At 55.6% G+C, this 24,977-nt stretch carries 24 protein-coding genes and 1 tRNA gene; 10 read left to right on the top strand and 15 right to left on the bottom strand.

Annotated features, from left to right (window positions below):
- Nucleotides 1-36: 36 nt before the first annotated feature.
- A complete protein-coding gene (locus tag VB780_RS17365) occupies nucleotides 37-414 on the bottom strand; it encodes a tetratricopeptide repeat protein (RefSeq protein WP_323352431.1) in 378 nt (125 codons plus the stop codon).
- Between the two features lie 438 nt (nucleotides 415-852).
- On the opposite strand from VB780_RS17365, the gene VB780_RS17360 reads away from it, so the two are divergent.
- From VB780_RS17360 to VB780_RS17335, 6 genes are all read left to right on the top strand, one after another.
- Nucleotides 853-1,212 carry a hypothetical protein gene (locus tag VB780_RS17360; RefSeq protein ID WP_323352430.1) on the top strand — a complete coding sequence of 120 codons (360 nt, stop codon included), beginning with the start codon at nucleotides 853-855 and terminating at the stop codon, nucleotides 1,210-1,212.
- Between the two features lie 79 nt (nucleotides 1,213-1,291).
- Nucleotides 1,292-2,824: an AAA family ATPase gene (locus VB780_RS17355; RefSeq protein ID WP_323352429.1), complete on the top strand. Its 1,533-nt coding sequence runs from the start codon at nucleotides 1,292-1,294 to the stop codon at nucleotides 2,822-2,824.
- A gap of 136 nt (nucleotides 2,825-2,960) precedes the next feature.
- Nucleotides 2,961-3,311, top strand: a complete 351-nt coding sequence (locus VB780_RS17350) for a DUF1257 domain-containing protein (protein WP_073606628.1) — start codon at nucleotides 2,961-2,963, stop codon at nucleotides 3,309-3,311.
- Between the two features lie 168 nt (nucleotides 3,312-3,479).
- A complete protein-coding gene (locus VB780_RS17345; RefSeq protein ID WP_323352428.1) occupies nucleotides 3,480-4,367 on the top strand; it encodes a 3'(2'),5'-bisphosphate nucleotidase CysQ family protein in 888 nt (295 codons plus the stop codon).
- A 100-nt stretch (nucleotides 4,368-4,467) separates the two neighbouring features.
- Nucleotides 4,468-5,160, top strand: coding sequence for a Crp/Fnr family transcriptional regulator (locus VB780_RS17340; protein WP_323352427.1), 693 nt, complete (start codon nucleotides 4,468-4,470; stop codon nucleotides 5,158-5,160).
- Between the two features lie 120 nt (nucleotides 5,161-5,280).
- Complete coding sequence (locus tag VB780_RS17335) at nucleotides 5,281-5,769, top strand: TerB family tellurite resistance protein (RefSeq protein WP_323352426.1); 489 nt, start codon at nucleotides 5,281-5,283, stop codon at nucleotides 5,767-5,769.
- 11 nt (nucleotides 5,770-5,780) lie between these two features.
- Here VB780_RS17335 and nadA read toward each other — a convergent pair whose 3' ends face one another.
- Nucleotides 5,781-6,743: a quinolinate synthase NadA gene (nadA, locus tag VB780_RS17330; RefSeq protein ID WP_323352425.1), complete on the bottom strand. Its 963-nt coding sequence runs from the start codon at nucleotides 6,741-6,743 to the stop codon at nucleotides 5,781-5,783.
- A gap of 416 nt (nucleotides 6,744-7,159) precedes the next feature.
- Nucleotides 7,160-7,909 (bottom strand): response regulator transcription factor, encoded by a 750-nt coding sequence (locus VB780_RS17325; protein ID WP_323352424.1) that lies wholly within the window; start codon nucleotides 7,907-7,909, stop codon nucleotides 7,160-7,162.
- A 377-nt stretch (nucleotides 7,910-8,286) separates the two neighbouring features.
- Between VB780_RS17325 and VB780_RS17320 the strand changes: the two genes are divergently transcribed.
- Together VB780_RS17320 and VB780_RS17315 are read left to right on the top strand one after the other, a co-directional pair.
- Nucleotides 8,287-8,676 carry a hypothetical protein gene (locus VB780_RS17320; RefSeq protein WP_323352423.1) on the top strand — a complete coding sequence of 130 codons (390 nt, stop codon included), beginning with the start codon at nucleotides 8,287-8,289 and terminating at the stop codon, nucleotides 8,674-8,676.
- Nucleotides 8,677-8,778: 102 nt separating this feature from the next.
- Complete coding sequence (locus tag VB780_RS17315; RefSeq protein WP_323352422.1) at nucleotides 8,779-9,075, top strand: hypothetical protein; 297 nt, start codon at nucleotides 8,779-8,781, stop codon at nucleotides 9,073-9,075.
- Between the two features lie 16 nt (nucleotides 9,076-9,091).
- Here VB780_RS17315 and nagA read toward each other — a convergent pair whose 3' ends face one another.
- The gene (gene nagA / locus VB780_RS17310; RefSeq protein ID WP_323352421.1) at nucleotides 9,092-10,318 is read right to left on the bottom strand and encodes an N-acetylglucosamine-6-phosphate deacetylase; all 1,227 of its coding nucleotides are present in this window, start codon (nucleotides 10,316-10,318) and stop codon (nucleotides 9,092-9,094) included.
- 4 nt (nucleotides 10,319-10,322) lie between these two features.
- Between nagA and VB780_RS17305 the strand changes: the two genes are divergently transcribed.
- Nucleotides 10,323-10,748 carry a VOC family protein gene (locus tag VB780_RS17305; protein ID WP_323352420.1) on the top strand — a complete coding sequence of 142 codons (426 nt, stop codon included), beginning with the start codon at nucleotides 10,323-10,325 and terminating at the stop codon, nucleotides 10,746-10,748.
- Nucleotides 10,749-10,783: 35 nt separating this feature from the next.
- Here VB780_RS17305 and VB780_RS17300 read toward each other — a convergent pair whose 3' ends face one another.
- From VB780_RS17300 to VB780_RS17290, 3 genes are all read right to left on the bottom strand, one after another.
- Entirely contained in the window at nucleotides 10,784-11,191 is a 408-nt protein-coding gene (locus VB780_RS17300) for a DUF4278 domain-containing protein (RefSeq protein WP_323352419.1), read from the bottom strand.
- Between the two features lie 148 nt (nucleotides 11,192-11,339).
- Nucleotides 11,340-11,412 (bottom strand) — tRNA-Glu (locus tag VB780_RS17295).
- Between the two features lie 375 nt (nucleotides 11,413-11,787).
- Entirely contained in the window at nucleotides 11,788-15,834 is a 4,047-nt protein-coding gene (locus VB780_RS17290; protein WP_323352418.1) for a choice-of-anchor I family protein, read from the bottom strand.
- 298 nt (nucleotides 15,835-16,132) lie between these two features.
- Here VB780_RS17290 and galE point away from each other — a divergent pair, with 298 nt between their 5' ends.
- A complete protein-coding gene (galE, locus tag VB780_RS17285; RefSeq protein WP_323352417.1) occupies nucleotides 16,133-17,131 on the top strand; it encodes a UDP-glucose 4-epimerase GalE in 999 nt (332 codons plus the stop codon).
- Nucleotides 17,132-17,258: 127 nt separating this feature from the next.
- Here galE and VB780_RS17280 read toward each other — a convergent pair whose 3' ends face one another.
- The 8 genes from VB780_RS17280 to VB780_RS17245 all read right to left on the bottom strand — a co-directional run bounded on the left by VB780_RS17280 (nucleotide 17,259) and on the right by VB780_RS17245 (nucleotide 24,688).
- The gene (locus VB780_RS17280) at nucleotides 17,259-18,209 is read right to left on the bottom strand and encodes a F0F1 ATP synthase subunit gamma (RefSeq protein ID WP_323352416.1); all 951 of its coding nucleotides are present in this window, start codon (nucleotides 18,207-18,209) and stop codon (nucleotides 17,259-17,261) included.
- Nucleotides 18,210-18,278: 69 nt separating this feature from the next.
- A complete protein-coding gene (gene atpA, locus VB780_RS17275) occupies nucleotides 18,279-19,796 on the bottom strand; it encodes a F0F1 ATP synthase subunit alpha (RefSeq protein WP_323352415.1) in 1,518 nt (505 codons plus the stop codon).
- A gap of 75 nt (nucleotides 19,797-19,871) precedes the next feature.
- Nucleotides 19,872-20,429 carry an ATP synthase F1 subunit delta gene (atpH, locus tag VB780_RS17270; protein ID WP_323352414.1) on the bottom strand — a complete coding sequence of 186 codons (558 nt, stop codon included), beginning with the start codon at nucleotides 20,427-20,429 and terminating at the stop codon, nucleotides 19,872-19,874.
- A 2-nt stretch (nucleotides 20,430-20,431) separates the two neighbouring features.
- Complete coding sequence (locus VB780_RS17265; RefSeq protein ID WP_323352413.1) at nucleotides 20,432-20,953, bottom strand: F0F1 ATP synthase subunit B; 522 nt, start codon at nucleotides 20,951-20,953, stop codon at nucleotides 20,432-20,434.
- A gap of 66 nt (nucleotides 20,954-21,019) precedes the next feature.
- The gene (locus VB780_RS17260; protein WP_323352412.1) at nucleotides 21,020-21,511 is read right to left on the bottom strand and encodes a F0F1 ATP synthase subunit B'; all 492 of its coding nucleotides are present in this window, start codon (nucleotides 21,509-21,511) and stop codon (nucleotides 21,020-21,022) included.
- A gap of 111 nt (nucleotides 21,512-21,622) precedes the next feature.
- Nucleotides 21,623-21,868 carry an ATP synthase F0 subunit C gene (atpE, locus tag VB780_RS17255; RefSeq protein ID WP_073606645.1) on the bottom strand — a complete coding sequence of 82 codons (246 nt, stop codon included), beginning with the start codon at nucleotides 21,866-21,868 and terminating at the stop codon, nucleotides 21,623-21,625.
- Nucleotides 21,869-22,027: 159 nt separating this feature from the next.
- Nucleotides 22,028-22,777, bottom strand: coding sequence for a F0F1 ATP synthase subunit A (gene atpB / locus VB780_RS17250; RefSeq protein WP_323352411.1), 750 nt, complete (start codon nucleotides 22,775-22,777; stop codon nucleotides 22,028-22,030).
- Between the two features lie 684 nt (nucleotides 22,778-23,461).
- On the bottom strand, nucleotides 23,462-24,688 hold the full coding sequence (locus VB780_RS17245; RefSeq protein ID WP_323352410.1) for a class I SAM-dependent methyltransferase: 1,227 nt from the start codon (nucleotides 24,686-24,688) through the stop codon (nucleotides 23,462-23,464).
- Nucleotides 24,689-24,977 lie beyond the last annotated feature (289 nt).

Here is a 24,977-nt window from a genome sequence, read left to right as displayed (position 1 = left end):
TGTACTCTTTTAAGGATGGATGTCGCCCGTGACTACTTAGGATGGCTTAACCCGAGCATAGCTGGCGTAGGCCTCTTTGTAGTTGCCCAGCCGCTGGTGAGCTACCCCCCGATAGAGCCACCCCTGGGGATGATTGGGGGCGATCGCCAAGATTTGCTCGGCTACCTCTAGTGCCTGCTGAGGTTGCTCTAGATGAATCAAGCACACCACCTGGTACACCAGCCCCGCCACCTGCCCGGGGGCAATAATTGCCGCCTCTTGAAAGCATCGCAGGGCGCGTTCGTAAGCTCCAGCATTGGCCAATGCTTCTCCCTCGCTGTACCACCGCTGAAAAGAATCGTCCTGAGGAGATGACGAGGTTGCCGCCTGGGGGTAGAGAGCAGAGGGCATGCCCTGAGGGAAAGTGGACTTCATAGCGAGGGGGCAAAATACAACAACCACAGCATTCCCTACCATCGGCGAGATAGCCCAATCGCTAGGAATTGCCTTAGCCGTACCACAGCGACAAATGCAGGAACTTTTAGCCTGCAAATTGCGACTGTCTAAACTGCTTTCCAAAGCATATCGGCCTGTCCAAGGAGAATTCTCTGCCTGTCGTATAAGTTTACGTCTCAGTCCAAAGGGTGATTATCTCACTAGAGTAGAGAGAGATAAACCGGTCTGAACCCTTGCTCTTTAAGCATTAAACCTGTGAAAGAACCGGTTCAGCAGCAGAGACTGAGGTTAACGGACATTGCGCCATGTAAAGCAATGTTACAGAAGTGCCGTCATGACGGCATGCTGGCTTGACAGCCCAGAGTGCCCCGCTTAAGGTGACTACATACCCGGGTCACCCCTATTTAGAAAAGCGCTATGGAAGAGCAGAAAGCTACTAAGGTCACGCTGTATTTACCTCCCGACCTGCACCGTCAGTTGAAGATTCGCTCTGCAGTCGAGGGTGAGGCCATGTCTTCCATCGCTAAGCGTGCTATCGATTTTTACCTAGCCCACAGTGATGTGGTGGCCGAGAGTCTAGAGTCTTCCTTTGGCCAAACTCATCGCATCCACAGCTGTCCGAGCTGCGCATCCTCGGTGGTGCTGCGTGAGGGTGAACTGGTTGAGATCGCTGAGGTTATCGGCGCAGATCAAGGAAGCGCTCTGGATGATGCCATTGTGCCCGAGGTCGTTGCTGCCCCTGGTGCCCGTGGGGAAGGAGAGTTAGTTGTTTGCTAGGTACAGATTTAGCTGCTCTGGCTGTAGTTAGTTTAGACAGCGGTTTCGATGCCCCACACGCCTGAGAAAGGATTTGATCATGCGAGAGGATTTGAATGTACTGGTACAAGCCCAATATCCTCTGATCTACCTGGTCACTTTCGAGGAAGAGCGGGCTGAGCAAACTATCGCCACCGTAGCTCGTCATCTTTCGAAGGATCCTGAGATTAAGGCTCCCATGCGGGTCTTTACCTGGACAATGACCCGGGGGATGGTCGAAGTTGGTTCCCAAGGTGCCGGTACTCAGCATAACAATACGGTTTCTCCTGAGGCGGCGGTGGAGTGGGTAATTCGCCAGCGAGAGCCCGGTATTTTTATCTTCAAAGATTTGCACCCTTTCAAAGATTCTCCAGCGGTCACTCGCTGCCTGCGCGACTCCATCGTGGCGCTCAAGGGCACTCGCAAGACCATCGTCTTGATGTCTCCGGTTCAAGAGATTCCCATCGAGCTTGAGAAAGAGGTGGTGCTGCTTGACTTTCCGCTGCCCGATATGGCGGAGCTTGATGAAGTGCTTTCTACCGAAATGAACCGCGCCCGAGGCAACAGCATTTCTACCGAAGAGCGCGAGAAGCTGCTAAAGGCAGCCTTAGGCCTTACCCGTGATGAGGCTGAGAAAGTCTACCGCAAGGCACGAGTGATGGCTAAGCGCCTCACCGCTGAAGAAGTTGATATTGTTCTCTCTGAGAAAAAGCAGCTCATTCGCCGTAACGGCATCCTTGAGTTCATGGATGTGGACGAAACCCTGGATTCGGTGGGGGGCTTAGAAGAGCTTAAGCACTGGCTGCAGCAACGCTCCGATGCCTTTACTGAGCGGGCGAGAGAGTATGGCCTGCCCCAGCCTAAAGGTATGCTCATTTTAGGAGTGCCGGGCTGTGGTAAGTCGTTGATAGCTAAAACTACCTCTCGTCTGTGGGGTCTGCCTCTGTTGCGCCTCGACCTAGGCCGAGTGTACGACGGCTCTACAGTGGGTCGGTCTGAGGCAAATCTGCGGAATGCATTGCGCACGGCCGAGTCGATTTCTCCCTGCGTCTTGTTTATTGACGAGATCGACAAAGCCTTTGCGGGTGGGGTCGGGTCATCGGACTCTGACGGCGGTACATCTAGTCGCATCTTTGGTACCTTTTTGACCTGGATGCAGGAGAAGACCTCTCCCGTATTCGTTATGGCTACGGCCAACCGGGTGGAGAAGCTGCCCAGCGAGTTTTTGCGCAAGGGCAGGTTCGATGAGATCTTCTTTGTTGACTTGCCCAATGCCGAAGAGCGCAAGGACATTTTTCAAATCCATCTGCAAAAGCGCCGTCGCGACATTGAGCGCTTTGACTTAGACCAGCTGACTAAGGTCTGCGATGGGTTTTCTGGAGCCGAAATTGAGCAAGGTCTGATTTCGGCCATGTATGAAGCATTTGCCCAAGGACGTGAGTTCACTCAGCTCGACATTATTGCGGCCATTCGCGCTACGCTGCCGCTGTCGAAGACGATGAGTGAACAGGTGACTGCTCTGCGGGATTGGGCCCGCCAGCGGGCGCGTCCGGCGGCAGCCTCCGTCGCTGAGTATCAGCGAATGGAGTTCTAAAGGCTTTCCTCCCGGCGGTATCCGGGGGAAGGGCTAGCATTTGCTAGCAGTTGGTATCCAGATAGCCTGTGGCTAACTGGTTTTGTCTCTCTCAAACCTCGTTGTCTCTCTCATTTTCCCTACAGGAGGAAACACCATGTCTCACTTCAGCACCCTTCGCACCAAAGTGACCGATGCTGAGATCCTCAAGCAGTCTCTCTCTGACTTGGGTATTGCCACTAAGACCGAAGCCGATGTTCGCGGTTACAACGGCCAGCGTGTGCGCGCCGACCTTGTCGCCGTTCTGGATGGTGAGTATGACCTGGGTTGGTCTCGTAATGCTGATGGCTCCTTCGATCTAATCGCTGACCTCTGGGGTGTGGCCAAAAAGCACAACCAGACTGAGCTGATCAACTCCATTAACCAAAAGTACGCGGTCAATAAGACCCTGGCTGAGGTTAAGCGTCCTGGTCTGCAAAACGCCAACGTTAAGCTGGTTCTTCAGTAAGTCTGCTTCGCGTTCCCGAATGGGCTGGTCAGCACATGCTGACCAGCCCATTTTTTGTCTCTAGAGTCGGTAGTGTTCTGCCGCCGGGCCAGACTACACTAGCGGAGTGAGATTGCCCGTGATCCATCCCTATCTCCCCAGCATCGGGGTTCAGTGGTCTAGCCTGGTATGCCGCCCATCCGCCCCTCTGACCTGTCGGCCTTGCATAAACTATTGATAGCTTGTGGTGACTATGCCAGTCAGCAGCCCAAGGATTCTTTTCAGGTGTTTGAAAAAGGCGTGGATGACTATGTCACTACGGTAGATCAGCTGCTAGATCAAAAATTGTTGACGGGGATGCAGGCGATCTTTCCTGAGGACGGCATTATTACTGAGGAAAATCGGGCTACGGTACAGCAGTTTCGGCAGGATGACGGTCCCGGAGCCGTCGAGGAGCATCGCGTTCTTTGGTTTGTTGACCCTATTGATGGCACTGATGACTTTATTCAAGGGCGAGACCATTACTCGGTGATGGTGGGCCGGGTGGTAGGTGGTGTACCCCAGGCGGGGTGGATCTATGCGCCGGTAGCGAGGCATCTGGTGTGGGGCGGCCCTGGCTGGGGCCTGTTCGAGCAAAGGGACGGTGGCGAACCCCAAGTTTTGATGCCTAAGGAGCCGATTTTTGACCCGACTCAGGCTTGGTCTATGGTGATTGGTGATAAGGATGAGCGTCGGTTTGGCGATGCGATCGCCCAACGCTTTCCCAAGGTTCAGTTCGTCTCCCTGGGCAGCTTTGGGCTCAAGGTGCTGGCCGTAATTACCGGCCAGGCTGGCCTATATATTTACCTTAACGGTCGCGTCAAGCTGTGGGATACCACTGGCCCCCTGGCCCTGGCTAAGGCGGCGGGTTTGATCTGCTGCGACCTGGCCGGGCAGCCCATTCGGTTTACGGAGCCCGATGTTGCTCCCCAGACGCTGGCTCACCACCAGCCTATTGTGGTGGGCTGGCCCAGCTATGTGGAAGCGCTGCGATCGCCCCTAAATGCCATTGCCCAGGCGATCGGGCTGCCCAGATAGCTCCAACTGCTTCGGTCTGCTCAAAATTCTGGGTACCATGAACAGGTACAGTCTGGTCGTTGGTCTTGCCCCACCAACCCTGAACGTCACCCCCTTAACCATGCCTTTTATGCAAGCCGATACGCTGAGCGAACAATATTCTCTTTTTCAAGCGGCGAGCCCCGAGACTGTGGAGTGGCTGTTGTCTGTAGCTACTCACCACGACTACCCTGCCGATCGGGCGGTGGTGATGGAAGATGCTTGGGGGAACGCCGTCTACTTCATTCAGGCGGGTTGGGTTAAAGTCCGCCGCCATGCCGAAGATAGTTCTATCACGCTGGCGGTGCTGGGCCAAGGCGATTTCTTTGGCGAAATGGCTATCCTTGACGAGTCGCCTCGCTCCACCGATGTCGTGGCCATGACCGCCGTTAAGCTGATGAGTATCTCAGCCCAGCGGTTTCTGCAAACCCTGTTTAAAGATCCCCAACTCCATCATCGACTGCTGCAAATTATGGTGCAGCGGCTGCGCCAAACCAATCTGCGATTCCAGCTGCGTCATCAGCCCCCCGCCGTCAAGCTGGCCAACACCCTAACGGCTATTCAAGAGGCCTATGGTGAGCCGGTAGAAGACGGCGTCGATCTGTTTAACATTCCCCGCAAAGACTTGGCCGACTTGGCCGACATCACCCCCGACGAAGCGGATAAAATTATGGCTAAGCTGGCCGAAAAGGGCTGGATTGTCGAAGACAACACTCGATCGGTGCTCCGCCTCAAAAATACTCGCCAGCTCGCCCACTTGGCTGGCCGGCTTTAGCGATCGCCCCTTACCTGGCCAATTTTGTAGAGATTGCTAAAGTTAGCCAGCGTCGCTAAATCTCCGTGGTAGGTTGTCATCATCAGCTGCCCGACGTAGTTCACTACCCCGGAGATTGCTATGCCTATTCAACCTCCCCTGCCTCCATCGATTACCCCCAGCCAGATGACTCTGCTACGCATTGCGTCGACTATGGCCTGGAGCGACGGCCATTTGGCCGACGAAGAAGTAGGTGTCATGCTCGATCAGTTCAGTCGTCTGTTTGCCAGCGATGCTAGTCAACAGGCCGCACTGCGTGACGAGTTACGCGACTATTTGATGCAAAACCTGCCCCTCGAAGAACTGGTGCCTAAGCTCACCCGTCCTGCTGAGCGCGAGCTGGTGCTTAAACTAGGCCGTCAGGTGATTAGCGCTAGCGCCCGTACTCCGGGTGAAGAGTTGATCAACCAAGAGGAAGCAGATGCTTACAATCGTTTGGTATCGTTGCTCAATCTGCCCGATGATGTCGTACAACGCATCGAGCAAGACAGCAGTTCATTAGATACAGATCACGACAGCCTGATTGAGCAACTGGCTGCCGAGCTCAAGAGCTTTGTTCAGGGAGCCTAAGGCTAGCTGAACTAAGGTGTACTAAGGTCTAGCATTCGTTGGATAGGCTTGAGAGCTTGGCGCTGTAGTTCGGGGGCTAAAACAATCTCGGGCTGGCGATGCTTCATTGCCAGGTAAAGCTTTTCCAAGGTGTTAAGGCGCATATGGGGGCATTCGTTGCAGGCGCAGGATGCTGTGGGCGGTGCCGGGATAAACACCTTGCCCGGAGCCTGTTTTTCCATCTGGTGAATGATGCCTGGTTCTGTCACCACTATGAACTCAGCCTTAGGGCTCTGCTGGGCGTGCTTCAGCAAGGCCGTCGTTGACCCGACAAAATGGGCATGGCGCAGCACCGCCGCTTCGCACTCGGGGTGGGCAATTACCTCAGCGTGGGGGTGATTCATCTGAAGCTGTACCAACTTTTTTTCGGAAAACGTTTCGTGCACCATGCAGCTGCCCTGCCAAAGCAGCATATCGCGACCAGTTTGCTGCATCACGTAGCGGCCTAGATTTTGGTCGGGGGCAAAAATAATTTTTTGGTCAGCAGGTAGCTGTTTCACAATGCTGACCGCATTGGAACTGGTGCAAATAATATCGCTCATGGCCTTAATAGCCGCCGTGCAGTTGATATACGAAATTACCAGGTGGTCTGGGTGGGCGGCCTTAAAGGCTTCAAAGGCGGCGGGGGGGCAGCTGTCTGCCAGCGAACAGCCAGCATCGAGATCGGGCAGCAGAACTTGCTTTTCGGGGTTGAGAATTTTGGCAGTTTCGGCCATGAAGTGCACCCCCGCAAACACGATCACATCGGCACTGGTATCTGCCGCCTGGCGAGATAACCCCAACGAATCGCCAATGTAGTCGGCTACGTCTTGAATCTCAGACTCTTGGTAATAGTGGGCCAAAACAACGGCATTTAGCTCTTGCTTGAGAGCGTTAATGGCGTCTACGAGATCGTGGGTCGGGACTGTGGTAACAGGTGAAAGGGTCGTAAACACAGGGTTAGCTAGGCCAGCATAAAGGGTTTCTGAATTATAGTCTAATTCACCAAAACTCGCCACGACTGGTGCAGACTCCTAATTTAGGTTAAAGTGCTGCGATTGGCTGTACAACTACTGCAAATGACTACTTGCGTAGGGCCTCTGCTCATCCGGATGCCAAAATCTGCTGATACCCTCCATTCCTCAGGGCAAAAGTCGTTTGTTCCTACCCAATTGCCGGTTGTTGCCTGCGGGATATTGGGCCTGGATCGGGTGCGAATTCTTGGTCTAGCTTGTTCCCAGAAGCAAAGAAGGCAACGACCCCCGTCTTTGCTAACTTGCAATATTCTCAAAACTTACCCCAGCGGGGCTATGGCAAGGTATGGCAACCGTTAGAGCGTTGTCTCGAAACTGGTTAGCCGATCTAAATTATCTTAAATCAGCGATGAAGACGCTAAAGGGGCGCTAGCCCGAAGGCTGTGGCCGTTAGATTCGGCGGAAACGCGCTCAACATTGAAGCGGTAGCCTACATTGCGTACCGTTTGAATAATGTTTGGCTGCCTGGGGTCAACTTCAATTTTTTTGCGTAAAGAGAGAATATGAGTGTCAACGGTTCTGGGATTGTCGATCGCATCGGGCCAGGCACGGCGCAGCAGATCAGTGCGGCTCAAGGGAGACCCCGCCGCTTGGGTGAGCACGTACAGCAGGCTAAATTCTTGGGGCGTTAGATCGATATAGTCGCCGCGAAAGTTGACGCGCCGCTGCACTAGGTCGATGTTTAAGTCGCCGTAGGTGAGCGATGCTGGCGCACTCATGAGGCGCACGCGCCGGGTTAGGGCCTCAACCCGGGCTAAGAATTCCTGCATGCCGAAGGGCTTGGTCATGTAGTCGTCGGCTCCGGCCCGGAGTCCAGTCACAATGTCGGTTTCTGTGTTGCAGGCGGAGAGAATCATGATCAGGGGCTGCCCCTGACTGTGTAGCCATTTGCAGAGTTCTACGCCGTCTCCGTCGGGAAGTTGTGAGTCTAGAATGACTAAGTCTGGCTGTCGGCTCTGAAAAATGTCGCGGGTGCGAACAACATCTGCCGACTGAAAAACTCTGTAGCCAGCTTGCTGAAGATGCCAACCCAGGAGCGATCGCAAATGGGGGTTGCCCTCAATAATCTGTACCGATACAGCGCCCACTGGGTTTCGTTATAAACGGCAAATTTTATCTGCTAAACATAGCAAAGGGCCCCAGGGGTTTTTGTAGCTAGGGTTACCCAACCCTGGCCTAGGGTTGGCGGTGAGATTGAGGGCTGCTTGCACAAAACGTTATCAATAGCTAAATAATTAGCAGTTTCTGGATCGATAATTTACATAACTTGATTATAGTTTTGCTTTTGTAAGATCGCGGCTTTGGCATGCCTTTAGAGAGCCTAAAAAAAACGGAAGATTGAAATCGATTCAAGTTCCTGAAATGGCATGAAAACCCCAGTCTATGGCTCAAAAAGGCGTTTAACAGACGGTAGACGCTGTTTCCCCCCTAGGTAATATGGAAGGCAATTGCGTCGTTTTCAGCCATGACCTTAATTCGTGACTATATTCTTGTGCTCGACCCAGACCGTGCTCGCCATGACGACGCTCATCCCCTGGAAGCTGACCTGCAATACCCCGTATTTGTGGCCAACTCTACTGAGCAAGCGGTTACCCGTGTTAGTCAGGGGGCACCTTGCCTGGTGATTTTGGTCGGCAATAATTTTCAAGATTGGTCACAGCCGCTCGTCAATCAACTGCGGCAGCACCAGCAGGCTCCTGATATGACGATTGTGGCGCTAACGGATTCGACTAGCCCCCAGTGGAACTACAGCGAAGACACACCGGGGCTAGATGGGCTACTGGTGCAGCCTCTCAGCATGGACATTTTGCGATCGCTGGTGGAGTCGGCCTTCGCCCGCACGATCTGTCAATAAAGCGATCGCCCTCAATCCTCGACAATACCCCTACATCTGCCGGTATATCAGCATTTTTGGGGTTAGCTGGGTATGCTGAAATTAGGTCAATCGAGAGCCTCAATGCTGCCAAAGGTTTTGCCCGAAAGTCGAGTTCAGGTCTTTAAATTTTGGTTTAACGGTGCCCTGCAGGACGGTACCCATTTTTACAACGAACTCTACTATCGCGCCTTAACCGTTGAAGCCGACAAGCGTACCCGGCTGTATCATCTAGCCTGCAAATTTTCTGAGCAGCAAGCTGGGGCACTGGTGTCCATCGCCGAAGATCAGTGCAGCCTGTGGATTAGCCTGCGTAGCCAGATGATGGCCGCTCAACTGCTCCAGCAGCGAGTAGTTGGCTTACCGCGTCCCCGGCTTTAGTGAAAGTCTCGCTCATCTATTGCAGCCCCGTCCTAGACCAGGCCAGTACCCCTTGATCGATCACCCCGTTCACGGTGAACGTGTCCGTATCAAACAGGGTTATGTTGGCCTGGTGACCCGCCGATAGCATCCCTAAGGAGTGGTCAATTCTCAGGGCTCGGGCTGGGTATAGGGTGGCCATGCGCAGAGCCTCTGCCAGGGGAATGCCCGCGTGCCGCACGCAGTTTTCTACGGCTGCCATTAACGTGAGCGCCGCCCCCCCAAGGGTGCCATCAGCCGAGACGCATTTACCGTCTCGATAAAATACCTCCTGGCCGCCAATCACGAAGGACTCTAGCGCTGTGCCTACCGGAGGGGTAGCATCGGTGACAAGCACCAGATGGTCTTGCTTAATGTGGTGCGCCAGGCTGACAGATCCGTAGTGCACGTGGTGCCCATCGGCAATTACCCCTGCGTAGACATGGGCTTGGCTAAACGCGGCCCCGACCAGCCCTGGGCTGCGCCCTTGCCAGGCAGACATGGCGTTAAACAGATGAGTAACCATGCTGACCCCAGCCCCAAATCCGGCCAAGGCCTCTTCAAAGCTAGACTCAGAGTGCCCGGCAGACACCACAATGCCTGCTTTAGCTAACTGCCGAATGTACTCTGGCTTGACAACCTCGGGGGCTAGGGTGACCAGCCTAACCACTTCTGGCCCGGCTTGGGCAATGCGGGTAATCATAGTCCTGTCGGCCGAGCGAATTGAAGCGCGATCGTGAATTCCGCCCCGCCCAGGGTTGAGATAGGGGCCTTCTAAATGGAGCCCTAGCACCTGATAGGGCTGTTGACGGCGATACTCGGTCATTAGGGCCATGGCGTCGTCCATAGCCTGGTCTGTAGTGGTAATCAGGGTGGGCAAAAAACTCGTAGTGCCGCTCTGGAGATTGGTGCGGTGCATAGTGTCGAGGGTGTCGGCGGTAATGGCGTCGTTGAACATGACGCCGCCGCAGCCATTGAGCTGTAGATCGATAAAGCCAGGGGCCGCCGTCCAGCCTTGGCCATTGAGCTGAAGCAAATCTGAGGGGAGCTGGGCTTCAGGCACGAGATCTAAAATTCGACTGCCCTCTATGACCAGCGCGTGGTTTTGCAGCACGCTCCAGCCGGTGTAGAAGGTACAGTGGGTGAGGGCATAGCGGGGGGGGCTGGCTTCTATGGCTGACCCCAGCCTATCGGTGCTAGGCCCAAACGTAAACCTAGAGGTCATGGCGATGCTTCGTCCCTTTCATGTGGCGTTTCCAGTGTACGACCTGAAAAGTACACGTCACTTTTATGAGACCGTGCTGGGCTGCTCGGTGGGGCGCACCGCCTTAACCTGGATTGACTTTAATTTTTTTGGCCATCAGATTACGGCCCATCAGGCTGAACCCCAGACCACGGTGCCTACCAATGGCGTAGATGGTCACAAGGTGCCTGTTAGCCACTGGGGCGTGATTCTCACCCCGGCTGAATGGCATACCTTAGCCGATCGCCTGCGCCAAGCCCAAGTAGAGTTTCTAATCGAGCCCTACCAGCGATTTGCGGGTGAGGTCGGGGAGCAGTTTACGCTGTTTATTACTGACCCCAGCGGCAATGCCCTAGAGTTTAAGGCTTTTGCCCATGATGAAAGCATTTTTGCCCCGGGGGAGTCGGCATAGAATTGTCACCCTGTCAGCTGGCTGGTGCGTGTGGTCTAACGCTCCCAGGGTTGGCCTCGATAGATGCCCTCTACCTTTTCGTCTGGCGGCGGGGGGGTGTCTGACTGGCTAGGGCGGTATCGAATGCCTCGGTAGATCAGCTCTTCGCCCTCAGCCTCTTGCGGGTCGGAGGCTGCGATCGCGGAGTTGTTTGAAGAACTCGCTTCTATCTGAGCCGAGCCGGTCGAAACCGAACTATTCCGGGCATTGAGGTCGGTGGGCAATAGGGCACTGTCAACCTGACTGGCTGACTCACAGGCCCAGATCTGACGCTGTAACCCGTAGAGGGCCACCAAGAGACCGATCAGCAGCAGCTGCCAGGGAGCCTCTACTAACCCTACGACCACTAGCGCGATCGCCGAGACAATACCGACTGCGGTTGCCAGTAGCTTAATAAAGGTCATAGATTCCCCTTAGTTAGAGGTTGAACCCGTTAGGTGATCTTTACAGTACTGGAAGTGATTGAGCTTGTCACCTGACCTGAGGTTGGTCTGAGCCAAAAACTAAAGCCCCGCAACTTTTGTTACGAGGCTTCAACGTTATTGAGACCTATACCCCCAGGGGAATTCGAATCCCCGTCGCCTCCGTGAAAGGGAGGTGTCCTAGGCCTCTAGACGATGGGGGCCTATTTTTTCCAACACTCCCCAGTATAGATAACAGGTATACCCTTGTCAAACCGGTTTGTGTTGTCGTGGCCCGTGGTGGTAACCAACTGAGTATTACTATACCTGTCTGTGGCCCCTTTTAAGCGCAAGGTCAACGAGGTTTTTGTTGGCTAGCCTGCTTGGGGCTATACAGGGCGCGATCGCATTGGCCCAGGCCCACAAGTCCTTAGAAATCAATACACCCCAAATCAAGCCTTTCTGACCAGGCTGAGGCAAGCTACTCGAAACAGCGTCAGGCCAGCGATAAAAAAGCAGGCTCAAATTTTGAGCCTGCTTACCCGAAGGCTAAACCAGGAGGCAACCAAGGCTTAGCTGCCGTGGGTTAACCCTGGTGTTTAGACCGATGCGGCAACTTCTACAACAATGTCGTTGAAGTCATTGTCGCCGCCGCCAAACAGGTCTTCAAACCCGATCGCGCCATTGGTAACGCGAATGTGCTCAACCCCGTCAGCGTTGGCCGCCCCAAAGGCAAAGTACACCTCGTTGGCGTTGAAGCTGTCTAGGTTGCCGTTGGCAATTAGGAAGGGGGCATAGAGGCTGCCGCCAGCCACCGCTGACTCAAACACTGAGGTTGTCAGGTTGGCGGTGGTCAGGGCCACCGTCTCAGCTCGATTGGCCAGGGCGGCCTCGGTATACCCCGATTGGCCCGGCGTTATGTCCGCCAGCCCGTCGCCGTTGAGGTCAACGCCGCCGTTGAGATCGGCGATCTGGTAGAAGCCGACGAAGTTATCGAAAGCGGCTTCCCGGTTGACGGAGAAGGTCGTAGCTACGTCCCCCACAATGTCGCGGAGGTCAAGCAGTAGGTTGGAAACCTCATCCCCAGGGACACTGGGGGATAGGGCTTCTAGGGCGCTGGCGTCAAATACCGTGGTGGTGCCGCTGACTTCGTTAGCCACCACTACTAGAGGACTGCCGCTAGGGCTATCGGCAGCAGAAATGAATGTGAGTCCTTCAGCGCCCAGGTCGCCCGCGCTACTGGTCTCGGCATCGCCTGCAAAATCGCGGTTGTTGACGTAGTCCACAAAGAACGCTTCGGTGGGGTTGGTGATGTCGTAGGTCATCACACCGCCAAACCGCTCTAGGCCGATGAAGGCATAGGTGCGCCCATTGACTTCGCCAACCGTTACACCTTCCGGCTCAGGCCCTTTAGCGTCGCTGCGGCTGTCGAAGGAGCCGTTCTCGCTGTTGTCAGAGTTGAATTCGGTGGGGAATAGCTCGGCGATAGTCTGCTCAAACTCCGCACCGCTGTCGTAGACCAGGTTGCCCTGGGTATCCCAAATCGAGAAGGATCGGCCCCCAAAGGCATAGAGTTCCTCGTAAAGACCGTCGCCATTGGCATCGCCCAGGGTGGTGGTCACCGTCAACCGGCCCAGAGCCTCGTCGGACTGAAGCTCAGCGGCGTTGGGGAAAGCTACTGGATCCAATGCCAGGTCGCTCACCCGGGCTTCTTCGTTAAAGAAGACACCCTCTTCCGCAATGATGTTGCCCGCTTCATCTTCTAGGTCACCATCGGGGCGGATGCGAGCATCGCCCTCATTGGCGGTGACGATGTAGGTTTCGCCACCAGCTTCGTAAAGGGAGATGGCGTCGGGCATGTACATGCCAAACAGGTTGGGGTAGGTGGTGATGTTGATGGCGTCGTCGCGATCGCTGGCGTCCAGTGGCACAACTGAGTAATCCTTAAACCCTAGGGGCAGAATATCGGTGACAGCACCAGAGGCGATATCCACGACGGCTAGGGCGTTGTTTTCTTGCAGCGCCACGTAGGCCGTGCTGGAGTCACCCGTAACAGCGATGTACTCAGGCTCAACATCCTGAGCGACGGTGGCGTTGAGACCAAAGATCCGCACTCCGGAGTCGATCAGCGCGTCGCGCTGGTCGTTAAAGGCGGTGAAGTCAGCGGTGGTGACATTGGCCTGGCTGAGGTTGGCGACGCCTCCAGACAGGTTGATGATGCTGATCGACCCCTCGGGGTCAATGGTGTAATCGTCATTGGGCTCGCCTTCGTTGGCCACCAGCACCTTAGTACCATCGGGGGTAAAGGTCAGCATGTCGGGCAGAGCGCCCACGGTAACGGCGTTCAAGAAGTTGCCGTCGATGTCGAAGAACACCACGCTACCGGGGTCAGTTTTCTCTGTCGCTTCAATGGCCACTGCGACAATGCCATTTGCGATCGCCACACTATTGGCCCCAGCCCCGTAGGCTGAGGGATCAATGTCAAACAGTTTGGTGGGGTTGGCGGGATCGCTAATATCCAGAACTTCTACAGTGGGAACGTTGGCGTTGACTACAAACAGACGCTGAGAGTCCGGGTCGTAGACCACGATTTCAGCACCGCTTTCGTCAAAGACCCCAGTCTCGTAGGTGCCCAGGGGAAACAGCAGCGATGAAGCCACAGGGGTTGGATCAACAGGAGTGGGGTCAACCGGGCCAGCCATGTCGATCACGCCGTCACCGCGGAAGGCCAGGTTTTGAATGCGGCTATCCAGCTCGCGTCCGACCTCCTCAGCGCCAAAGGGAGTTGCTGCGCTGCCAAAGTTGGCCAGCAAAAATTCTGCCAGCGCATCTTGTTCAGAGAAGTCAGTTGCAAAGGTGGCGCTGCCCGTGGGCATAGAGGCTTCATCCACGAGGTCTACCCGATTAGCGGCTTCGCCCGTGGAAAAGGGATAGCCGTCGCCACCGTCGGCCAAGAAACTCAGAGTCACCATGCGGAAGGTACGGCTAGCGTCGCCGACAATCTCACCGTTTTGTACCACCACGTCAATGTCGTTGCCCTCGGCGTCTTCAATCGCCAGGGATTGAACTCGGCTACCCGGCTCGGCGGTGGCATCAAAGCTAAAGGCAAACCCGCTAATCTGAGGAAAAGCACCTGGACTGGCGCTGTCGTCGGCAGCAATGCCTGCAATCCCAGTCTCCACCAGCGCCAGCAGTTCTTCGGCGGTTACAGTGATCAGCGAGAGGTCATTGTTAAATTGCAGGGTGTTTTCAATGTCGGTTTGAGAGATGCCGCCTGCGGGTTTCACCCCGGCAATCTCCTCATTGGGCAGCAATTCAGCATCGCCAGTGCCCCCAGCGGGCACGATAATTTGCCCAATGGGGTTGCGAATGCCGCCGCCATTCTTAAGAGAAATCACTGTGGTTGGGTCAATCTCTCTAGCCGCGGCCAGATTAGCGTCGGCGGTCAGGTTGCCCAGGTTAGTTTCCTCGGTACGCACTGCGCCACGGCGACCGTCTAAAAAGACATCGCTCACGCCAAGCACATTGCTCTCGGTGGCAATAATCACCTCGCGCAGAGCGTCGGCAATGGCTGCGATCGCCGGATCTGCCAGCCCTGTACCACCGACGGCAGCAACACCCTCATCGTCGGTGGCGTAGGCACCGCTGATCGTCGGGTCGTAGCTCTCGGGCAAAAGCACACCGTTTTCGTCAAAGTCGATCACCAGGCGACCGACATACTTGTAGTTGCCATCGGTGTTGACCACGGCGACGGGGTTACCGTCAGCCCCGGTTTGAATAATGGGATAAATGCCCTGGTTGGTGTCGCCAGCGCGAGGGCGATCGTCCGCGTCGAAGAGGCGAGTGTTAGATCCGCCCGCAACGATAATATCGACGTTTGACAGCCGCTGGGCCAGCTCTTGCTCAATGGCGATCTGCTGCATGTGGGCCAGCAGCACAACTTTGTCGATGTCGGGGTTAGCGGTCAGCAGCGCATCGACATCGGCCTGAATTTCAGCGGCCAGGGCATCGAGCTGGTCTGGAGTGGGGCTGCTGTCAAAGGGCTGGGGCAGCACCGTGACATCCCCAGGGCTAGAGATGCGCACGTTGACGTTGCTGATGGTGGGGGTCGTGGCCCCCACCACGCCGATTCTCTCGCCGTTGACCTCAATCACAGTGGAGGCTGCGATGCCCTTGGGCTGCGGAGCAGCGGCATCGGGCACGACTAGATCGGCCAGGTTGGCGTCGGTGCTGAAATCGAGGTTGCTGCTCAGGTAAGGAAACGCTGTTCCAGCAAATGATTCGTCGACTTCTGTCGTTGGATCGTCTTGGCTACCGCCAATCAGGTCGGCCACCAGAGCAGTGCCCTGATCAAACTCGTGGTTGCCAAAGGCGATCGCCTGAAAGCCCAGGGCATTTTGAATTAAAATATCGCCGCGTCCGGCACCGCCAAACGCATCACCGCTGGCATTGAAAAACACGCCGGGAATGTACGCATCCCCGGAGGACAAAATTAGCGTATTGGCAAAGCCTTCTACGCCGTCACCATCGATATCTTGATCGGTTAACGCGTTTAAAACGGCCGAAAACCGTGGAGCATCCTCCAGGGCCGTAATGTTGCCCTCTTGGTCAGCAGCGTGAAAGAGTTGGAGCGTGAAGTCAGCCATGGATAACACTTGGGGGTTACGTCTGGTAGCCAATGCTACGGAGTCATCTTCGGCCATTACTCACAGCAGCACTTAATGGCGGGGCTAAGTAGCCGGTAAGCTTTGATTAAAAATTGCTTAACGGGCCGCCCTGCGCTGAATTTCGTGAGGGTTTCAAAGCCTGGAGATGAAATGTTAATGACCTAAACCCAGCGCGGAGGTCAGGCCATGGGTCACGGCTTAAAATGGCGTAACCGGGAGACTAGCCCTCGGCAAGACTCATGGCCTAGCGGCACCGAACACTTTAGAGATACTTCCTATGACAACTGACCTAAAAACAATTCTGGTGACAGGGGGCGCTGGCTACATTGGCAGCCATGCCGTCATGGCGCTTCAGCAGGCTGGCTACCGAGTGCTGATTTTAGACAACCTGGTCTACGGCCATCGTGACCTGGTTGAGACAGCTTTAAAGGCTGAGCTAATTGTTGGCAGCACCCTGGACAAGGCGCTGCTCAAAGATGTGTTTAGCCGCTATGACATCAGTGCCGTTATGCACTTCTCGGCCTATGCCTACGTGGGTGAGTCGGTGAGCGATCCCAGCAAATACTACGAAAACAACGTGGTGGGTACCCTATCGCTGCTCGACGCCATGATGGAAGCAGGCGTTAAAACATTCGTGTTTTCGTCTACTTGTGCTACCTACGGTGTACCTCAAGAGATGCCAATTACCGAGACCCATCCCCAAAACCCGATCAACCCCTACGGCATGACTAAGCTGATGGTGGAGCGGATTCTGACCGACTACGACAAGGCCTACGATTTCAAGTCAGTGCGTTTCCGCTACTTCAATGCCGCTGGTGCTCATCCCAACGGGCTGCTGGGCGAAGACCACAATCCCGAAACCCACCTGATTCCGCTGGTGCTGCAAACGGCCCTGGGCAAGCGGGAGTCAATCAGCGTTTTTGGCACCGACTACCCCACCCTCGATGGCACCTGCGTCCGCGACTACATCCACGTCTGTGACCTGGCCGATGCTCATATTTTGGGGCTAGAGTACCTGCTGAAGGGCGGTGAGAGCGCCGTCTTTAACCTGGGGAACGGTAGTGGTTTCTCGGTGCGAGAGGTGATCGACGCGGCAGTGCGGATCACTGGCAAGTCTATCCCGGTGGTTGAGGTGGAACGTCGTCCTGGCGATCCGCCAGCGCTGGTGGGCAGTAGCGATCGCGCCCGCACCACCCTCGGCTGGAACCCTCAGTACGCCGACATTGACACCATCTTGACCCACGCCTGGGCCTGGCACCAAAAGCGCCACGGCTAGGGGATCTCTGCTCTGATGGCTGGGTGAAGTTGTTCACGCAGGGGCAGAGGCGAAGGCTACCCGGATGCACAAAAAAGCCCCTCACAATTATGAGGGGCCTAGAATCGTGAATGTAGGTTTTACTGACTTAGTTGAGGGAATTGGCTCCAGCAACTACTTCCAGAATTTCCTGGGTAATGGCGGCCTGGCGAGCTTTGTTGTAGGTCAGGTTTAGGGTCTTAGCCAGTTCCTTGGCGTTGTCGCTGGCGTTGTTCATGGCGGTCATTCGAGCGGCTAGCTCGCTGGCCGCAGACTCTTGCAGCGCCCGCAGAATCTGGTTGTTCAAGTACAGCGGCAGCAGCGCATCCAGAATTTGCACCGGATCTTGCTCGAAGATCATATCCTGGGGAAACTCGGCTGGGGCTGGGCCTGCCATCTTCTCCCGCTCTACCTGGAAGACGCCGCCTTTGGTGGTGAGGCGGAAGATTTCATCGTCGGGTACCTCTAGCCCCTGGGGGTCGAGGGGCAGCAGGGTTTGAATCACCGGGCGAGAGCTGACCAGCGACACAAAGCGGGTGTAGACCAACTCGACGCGATCGACCTCATCGGATAGAAATAGCGATAGCAGCTCGTCAGCAATGGTTGAGGCTTCGGACGCGATGGGAATTTGCTCTAGCCCAGTGAAGCTGGCTTCGATGGGCTGGTCGCGACGCTTAAAGTACTGGCTGGCTTTGCGCCCCACCAATACAAAGCGATAGTTCAAGCCCTCAGCGGCCAGCTCCTGAGAGCGAATCTCGGCCTTGCGAATGACGTTGGTGTTGTAGCCGCCACAGAGGCCGCGATCGCCGGAGATCACAAGCAGCGCCACAGTCTTCACTTCACGCTGCTTGAGCAGCGGCAGGTCAGTTTCTTCAAACTTGAGGCGGCTTTGCAGACCGTAGAGCACCTGGGCAAGGCGATCGGCGAAGGGGCGAGTGGCAATCACCTGCTCCTGAGCACGGCGCACCTTAGCAGCGGCGACCAAACGCATGGCCTCGGTAATCTTGCGGGTATTTTTTACAGACTTAATGCGGTCTCGAATCGCTTTTAAGTTAGGCATAGTGGATCCCTAAGGGGTCGTCAAGAACCGGGGCGTTGACTCAGGCCACACCCCGGCTAGAACAGGAGGTTAGACTGCCGCCATGAAGGCTTGCTTGGTCTCAGCGATCGCTTCTTTGAGCAGGGTTTCGCTTTCGTCGCCAAGCTTCTTCTCGCTGCGAATCAGCTCCGCAAACTTGGGCTTGTTGTTGCGGATGTAGTCGCGCAGAGACTTCGAGAAAGCCGTCACCTGATCCACAGGTACTTCGTCCATATAGCCGTTGATACCGGCATAGATGATCGCCACCTGCTCTTCCACCGGTATGGGAGAGTACTGGGGCTGCTTCAGCAGTTCCCGCAGGCGCTGACCGCGAGCCAGCTGCTTCTGGGTAGCGGCATCCAGGTCAGAGGCAAACTGGGAGAAAGCCTGGAGTTCGTCAAACTGAGCCAGCTCCAGCTTCACCTTACCGGCCACCTGCTTCATCGCCTTGATCTGAGCCGCAGACCCTACCCGAGACACCGAAATACCGGCGTTGATCGCGGGGCGCAGACCCGAGTTGAACAGGTCAGAGGACAGGAAGATCTGACCGTCAGTGATGGAAATCACGTTGGTGGGAATGTAGGCCGACACGTCACCCGCTTGGGTTTCAATAATCGGTAGAGCGGTCATGCTGCCCTCGCCCAGTTCGGGGCTGAGCTTAGCGGCCCGCTCTAGCAGACGAGAGTGCAGGTAGAACACGTCGCCGGGATAGGCCTCACGCCCGGGCGGACGACGCAGCAGCAGCGACATCTGGCGGTAGGCCTGGGCCTGCTTGGTGAGGTCATCGTAGATGATCAGAGTAGCTTTGCCCTTGTACATGAAGTACTCGGCCAGGCTAGCGCCCGTGTAGGGAGCCAGATATTGGAGCGGAGCCGGGTCGTTGGCGCTGGCGGTGACCACAATGGTGTAGTCGAGGGCACCGCGATCGCGCAGCACGTCCACAATCTGAGCCACAGAAGAGGCCTTCTGACCAATCGCCACATATACGCAGACCACGTCCTCAGACTTTTGGTTGAGGATGGTGTCAATGGCGATCGCGGTCTTACCGGTCTGACGGTCACCAATGATCAGCTCGCGCTGGCCTCGGCCAATGGGAATCATGGCGTCGATGGCGGTAATGCCGGTTTGCATCGGCTCGTACACCGATTTCCGGGCAATGATGCCGGGGGCCGGAGACTCAATCAGTCGGGTTTCGGTGGTCTGCACATCGCCCTTGCCGTCGATGGGGCGGCCCAGCGCGTCTACCACGCGGCCCAGCATGGCCTCACCCACGGGAACCGACGCAATTTTGCCGGTGGCGGTAACCGCACTACCCTCGCGGATATTGATGCCGTCACCCATCAGCACCGCGCCCACGTTGTCTTCTTCCAGGTTGAGGGCGATACCTACGGTGCCATCTTCAAACTCCAGCAGCTCGCCAGACATGGCGTTCTCGAGGCCGTAGATGCGGGCAATCCCGTCACCCACCTGCAGCACGGTACCCACATTGGAGACCTTGACCTCCTGGTTGTACTGCTCGATCTGCTGCTTAATAATGCTGCTAATTTCGTCAGGTCTGATACTAACCATAGGACTTGCTCTGGATAAACCTACATAAACACGAGACGTCAGAGAAACTGCCCAACCAGGGGGCAAGCTTAGAGGCTAGGCGGTTGCCGCTAGCTGCATACCGATGCGGCGGAGCTGACCCCGCAGGCTAGCGTCGATCACCTGGGAGCCAACCTTGATGATCAAGCCGCCAATCAGGGCAGGATCAACGGTGACGGATAGCTCGACGCTGCTGGCACCGGTCATGGCCTTGACGCGATCGCGGATGGCATTTTGCTGATCGTCAGATAGCTCGACCGCCGCCGTAACATCGGCCAAAACCGTGTTGTTCCGCTCTCGCAGCAGGGTCTGGTACTGCTGAAGAATTGGCTTCAAGAACGCCACGCGGCTGCGGTCAACCAGCAGCAGCAAAAACCTCAGCAGAAAATCGCTCACTTTGCCTTCCGCAATCTGACGCAGCACGCCTTTTTTAGCGTCGGCAGACATCAATGGACTCATTAAAAAGCCGGTTAGCTCTTTGGAGCTATCTAGCACCTCCAGCAGGTCAGCCACCTCGACGCCCACCTGGTCAACGGCGTTGTTGTCGGCGGCAACCGACATTAACGCCTTGGCATAGGGGGCCGCAATTTCAGAATTTAGCGTTGTGTCGTTCATAGCTATTCTCCTTGGAGCAGGGCAATGCTGGAATCGACCAGACGCCGCTGCAAGTCGTCATTGAGCTGACCCGGTAGAGCGGCTTCACTGCGCTCAATGGCCAAGGCTGCAATTCGCTGCTGTAGCTCTCGCATCACCCGCGCCTCTTGGGAGGTTAGATCCTGGGCGGCGGTGGCCCGCATGCGTTCTACATCGGTCTTAGACTGGGCCAAAATGGCCTCGCGAGAGCGCTCTGCCGTGGTTTGAGCCTCGGCCAAAATTTTCTTGGCCTCCGCCTGAGCCTGGGCCAACTTTTGCTGCTGCTCTGCCAGAGCGGCGGCGGCCTCTTTCTTGCGCTGCTCGGCCTCAGCGATCGCGGTCTGAATGGCCGATTGGCGAGTCGATAGGGTTTTTCCTAAAAACTTGCCGCCAAAGTAGTACAGCACGCCAATAATAATGACCAGATTAATCAGGTTGGTTTCTAGGATGTTGAAATCCACACCAAACCCGCCTTCTTCCGCCGCTAGTAACCAACCAATAGTCATATCCCTACTTTCCGTCAACGACGCGGGCAACTCCAGGGGCTAAATCACCCCGTCATCACCAATAGCCTAGGCCGCCAAAGACCCCAGCAGCTTGTCTAAAATTTGTCGACTCAAACCATCCACCTGTTGCTCCAGGGTGGCCATGGCCTGATTCTTTTGATCGTCTAGCTCTCGCTGCACCTGCTCTCGCTGGGCCTGGGCCTCCTGCTGAGCAGCGGCAACGGTTTGAGACGCAATCTTTTGGGCTTCTTCCTGGGCCTCGGCAATCACCGTTTGAGCCTGGCGACGGGTTTCAGCGAGCTCTTGCTGATACTGATTAGCAATTTGCTCGGCCTTAGCCAATCGTTCCGCTGCATCAACCTGATTAGAACTGATGTAGCCGTCGCGCTCGTCTAAAACTTTGCCCAGAGGTTTATAGAACAGCGCATTGAGAGCCACTGCCAGCAGTACAAACTGCACGGCCATCAGCGGCAGGGTGGCATCTAGGTCAAAAAGACCACCGCCCTCTTCTACCGCCTCAGCGGTTTCAACTGCCAGTAACCAAACAAAATTCATCATCGTGGGTATGCCCTTTAACTCGGCCCAGGGCCAGCACTACAAGGTGACATCGCTAATGCTTGCTGGTTAGGGAAAGGTACCAGCCCTCCCCCTAAACCAGCAACTTTGAATCTACGCGAAGGGGTTAGCGAACAGCAGCACCAGAGCCACCACCAGACCGTAGATGGTCAGTGCTTCCATGAAAGCCAAGCTCAGCAGCAGAGTGCCGCGGATCTTGCCTTCAGCCTCGGGTTGGCGAGCAATACCTTCTACCGCTTGACCAGCTGCATTACCTTGACCAATACCAGGGCCGATAGCTGCCAGACCAACGGCCAGAGCAGCTGCAATTACGGAAGCGGCAGCGATAATAGGATCCATGTCTTTACCTCGATTTGGACAATCAACAACTCGTTAATCAGGTCGTAGACAACGCGCGACTGGCGTTTCTGGGTGCGGCCCTAAGGCCACGTCGGCTGGCAGCACCTGCCCCACCAGCCAATATCAAACTGAATGGCCCCGAGAGGAAATCCCTGGGAGTCATCCATGCTCTTCACCACCATGCCCCTCGATCGCCTCGCCGATGTAGGCCGCTGCTAAGGTTGCAAAGATCAGCGCCTGAATGGCGCTGGTAAACAAACCCAAGACCATAACCGGCAGCGGCACGAAGAGAGGCACCAGCAATACCAGCACAGCGACCACCAGCTCATCGGCCAGGATGTTTCCAAACAGACGGAAACTTAGGGAGAGAGGCTTGGTGAAATCTTCCAAAATGTTGATGGGCAGCAGAATGGGAGTGGGTTCGATGTACTTGGCAAAGTACCCCAGCCCGCGATTGCTAAACCCAGCATAAAAATAAGCTAAAGACGTCAACAGCGCCAGGGCGACGGTGGTGTTGATGTCATTAGTTGGAGCGGCCAACTCACCCGACGGCAGATGAATTAACTTCCAAGGAATCAGTGCCCCAGACCAGTTAGAGACAAAGATAAACAGGAACAGCGTACCCACAAAGGGAACCCAGGGCCGGTACTCTTTTTCACCAATCTGGTTTTTGGCTAGGTCGCGGATAAACTCTAGGGCGTATTCCATAAAGTTCTGGAGGCCAGAGGGTACCCGCTGAATATTGCGGGTGGCCAAGAACGAGACCAGCAGCAGAACGCCGATGACAAACCAGGAGGTCAAAAAGACCTGGCCGTGGAGTTTAAGGCCACCGAGCTGCCAGTACAAATGCTGGCCAACCTCTAGTTTTGCCAGGACTAAGGGATGAATCATTAGCATATTGAGCGCCATCTCTTAAATCGACTTCTCCTTAAGACCTGCCAGGAAAAAGCATGCTATGCTTGGGAACCACCGATCTAGGTCAGCCAGGTGCCTGGGAAGACCCTGATGGCGATTTTGGCAGCACCGCAGTCCAGAGGGTGTAAGCAATTAACGCCCCCTTATAGGTCAAGAACCCGAGAAAAACGGGTACGACTTCAAGCTGCTGCCACTCAGTAGCCACTAGAACTAACCCGACCACTAGGGCCAGTCGGCCGCTGCCTAGCCTTGAGCTTCCACGCCCAATGTTGGCCACGCTTTTTGCCAACATCCTCAAGTAAACCACACCGCCGCACGCTCCTATTAAATAATTCAGAGCAATTGGTAGAGAGTAGGCTAACCAGACGCTAAAAAAGATCACTCCAGTGAATGCCAGGGTGGTCAGCAACAGATTTTGCTGAAGCTGATAGTACTCTTCCATCGCTGTCGTCGAAGCCGGAGGGAGATTTTGACCTTCGGTTTGACCGAGGTCTACTTCTGCCTCAACTTGATCGACAGGGTTAGTGGGTTCGGAGGGCAATGGGGCCACGAAAGCGCCTAATCCTTAGCCGTTAAAGGGTTTCGCCTGTTTGAACAGGCCGTAGACGATCATATCACGGCAATAATACTTAATAGACGCTTCTCAAAAGTAAATCCACTTTCCTCAGCCTATCTTGGTCAAACCTGCTGGGGTAGTTCCAGCAAAATGAGCTGCCGCTGCTGCATTTGCCGCACTAACTCAAGGCTTGCCCCGCCTTGGGCCAGTAGGTCAGCCACACTGGCCTGGGACTGTTCGGAGTTTGGTCCGTTGTGAGCATCGCAGGCCTGTAAAAACTCAAACTCTGTCTTGTCTAGAGAAATGATCTGATAGTTATGGTCGAAGATGCTCTGGCTAGGCCAGCCCTCCATACAAGGGTTGCGCGTGGGAATGGCGGACAGCAGCTCGGCATCCTGCTCCCAGCTGAATTTTGGATAGGGGGGGCGGGCTAGGAACCACTCGAAGTGAGTGATCTCGGGATCCAGTAGTTCTACTAGGCGGTACTGGTCTTTCTCGGGTAGTTGCTTAGCGCGATCGAGCAGCGCTGGGTCTGAGGCCAGCAGGCGATCGAGCCGCCACACCTGGGGGTTGGAGAAGCCGATGAACTCTAAACCCGAGGCGTCGATCAGCTCAAATAGACTATCTAAGGTGTAATCCACTTCCTGGGGGTGGACATACATATCGGCAAAGCATTCGTCCCGGTGGTTTTCCATGGCCCAGCGATCGCGCTCTCGCTGCTTCAGCCGATTTCCCTCGGGCAGGCTGGCGAAGATCTGCCGCCCCACCTGCACGCCGTCGCGGTAGTCGCCGCGCTGGCTGCCCTGGACGAGGGCGATCGCCCGCTGCATCAGCGAAATTTCTGCCCGACCGATGGCGGCGTAGACAAATAGATGAATAAAGCCGCCGGGAGCGAGCTTGGTGGCTAAGGCTTGGAGTCCCCGCAATGGATCGGGCATGTGGTGGATGACGCCGACGCAGTTGATCCAGTCGAACTCACCTTCGATTTGCTCGACGTCGTAGATGCTGAGCTGGCGAAATCGAACGTTGGTAGCCCCAGAAGATTGGCAACGCTGGGTGGCCGTAGCGATCGCCCGCTCGCTCAGATCAATCCCTAGCACCTCAGCTTCCGGATTGAGGTGGCTAATGTATTCAGTACTCACCCCAGTGCCGCACCCCGCATCTAGTACCCGCACCTGGCTGCGGGATGGGGCTGCCCCCGTGCAGAAGCTATGCACCGTGGGCCAGTACCAGCGCCAGTTGTACCCCGGTGGGGCTTCATCCAAAATAGGCTCTGGAGGAAAAGGATAGGTGTTGTACAGGCTGGCGACGGCATCGCTAACCACCTGGGTTTTTGTCGAATCGTCCATAGCTAATCTGTCAATTCACTCACGTGATCAATTTGGATATTTAGAGAATCAGCGCTTTGGTAACAGTGATTGAGGGGAAACTTGCCTTTCCTCGTTTCTCAATAGGTGAGGCTGCGAGTGTTCGTTACCGTCGACCTACTGAGCTAGCCCGCTCTAGGAGAGACTTTAGGGCTTCAGAGCACTCAGCTTTATCACGAAACGTTACAAAACTTATCCGCCTTCTCAGGGGTGTAGTGGTCATCCTCTATGATGACCACAGGCATTTGCCAGGTTGGATGTTACACAGTTT

Origin of the sequence: Leptolyngbya sp. CCNP1308 (assembly GCF_034932455.1) — a bacterium.
In the GTDB taxonomy this organism is placed as follows: Bacteria; Cyanobacteriota; Cyanobacteriia; order Phormidesmidales; family Phormidesmidaceae; genus Nodosilinea.
Note: the sequence above shows the minus strand (reverse complement) of the source record. Positions and strands in the feature narration are given on the sequence as shown.

Coding starts and splice junctions, on each gene's coding strand:
- VB780_RS17365 (WP_323352431.1), bottom strand. CDS start 414: ATGAAGTCCACTTTCCCTCAGGGCATGCCCTCTGCTCTCTACCCCCAG.
- VB780_RS17360 (WP_323352430.1), top strand. CDS start 853: ATGGAAGAGCAGAAAGCTACTAAGGTCACGCTGTATTTACCTCCCGAC.
- VB780_RS17355 (WP_323352429.1), top strand. CDS start 1,292: ATGCGAGAGGATTTGAATGTACTGGTACAAGCCCAATATCCTCTGATC.
- VB780_RS17350 (WP_073606628.1), top strand. CDS start 2,961: ATGTCTCACTTCAGCACCCTTCGCACCAAAGTGACCGATGCTGAGATC.
- VB780_RS17345 (WP_323352428.1), top strand. CDS start 3,480: ATGCCGCCCATCCGCCCCTCTGACCTGTCGGCCTTGCATAAACTATTG.
- VB780_RS17340 (WP_323352427.1), top strand. CDS start 4,468: ATGCCTTTTATGCAAGCCGATACGCTGAGCGAACAATATTCTCTTTTT.
- VB780_RS17335 (WP_323352426.1), top strand. CDS start 5,281: ATGCCTATTCAACCTCCCCTGCCTCCATCGATTACCCCCAGCCAGATG.
- VB780_RS17320 (WP_323352423.1), top strand. CDS start 8,287: ATGACCTTAATTCGTGACTATATTCTTGTGCTCGACCCAGACCGTGCT.
- VB780_RS17315 (WP_323352422.1), top strand. CDS start 8,779: ATGCTGCCAAAGGTTTTGCCCGAAAGTCGAGTTCAGGTCTTTAAATTT.
- nagA (WP_323352421.1), bottom strand. CDS start 10,318: ATGACCTCTAGGTTTACGTTTGGGCCTAGCACCGATAGGCTGGGGTCA.
- VB780_RS17305 (WP_323352420.1), top strand. CDS start 10,323: ATGCTTCGTCCCTTTCATGTGGCGTTTCCAGTGTACGACCTGAAAAGT.
- VB780_RS17300 (WP_323352419.1), bottom strand. CDS start 11,191: ATGACCTTTATTAAGCTACTGGCAACCGCAGTCGGTATTGTCTCGGCG.
- VB780_RS17290 (WP_323352418.1), bottom strand. CDS start 15,834: ATGGCTGACTTCACGCTCCAACTCTTTCACGCTGCTGACCAAGAGGGC.
- galE (WP_323352417.1), top strand. CDS start 16,133: ATGACAACTGACCTAAAAACAATTCTGGTGACAGGGGGCGCTGGCTAC.
- VB780_RS17280 (WP_323352416.1), bottom strand. CDS start 18,209: ATGCCTAACTTAAAAGCGATTCGAGACCGCATTAAGTCTGTAAAAAAT.
- atpA (WP_323352415.1), bottom strand. CDS start 19,796: ATGGTTAGTATCAGACCTGACGAAATTAGCAGCATTATTAAGCAGCAG.
- atpH (WP_323352414.1), bottom strand. CDS start 20,429: ATGAACGACACAACGCTAAATTCTGAAATTGCGGCCCCCTATGCCAAG.
- VB780_RS17265 (WP_323352413.1), bottom strand. CDS start 20,953: ATGACTATTGGTTGGTTACTAGCGGCGGAAGAAGGCGGGTTTGGTGTG.
- VB780_RS17260 (WP_323352412.1), bottom strand. CDS start 21,511: ATGATGAATTTTGTTTGGTTACTGGCAGTTGAAACCGCTGAGGCGGTA.
- atpE (WP_073606645.1), bottom strand. CDS start 21,868: ATGGATCCTATTATCGCTGCCGCTTCCGTAATTGCAGCTGCTCTGGCC.
- atpB (WP_323352411.1), bottom strand. CDS start 22,777: ATGGCGCTCAATATGCTAATGATTCATCCCTTAGTCCTGGCAAAACTA.
- VB780_RS17245 (WP_323352410.1), bottom strand. CDS start 24,688: ATGGACGATTCGACAAAAACCCAGGTGGTTAGCGATGCCGTCGCCAGC.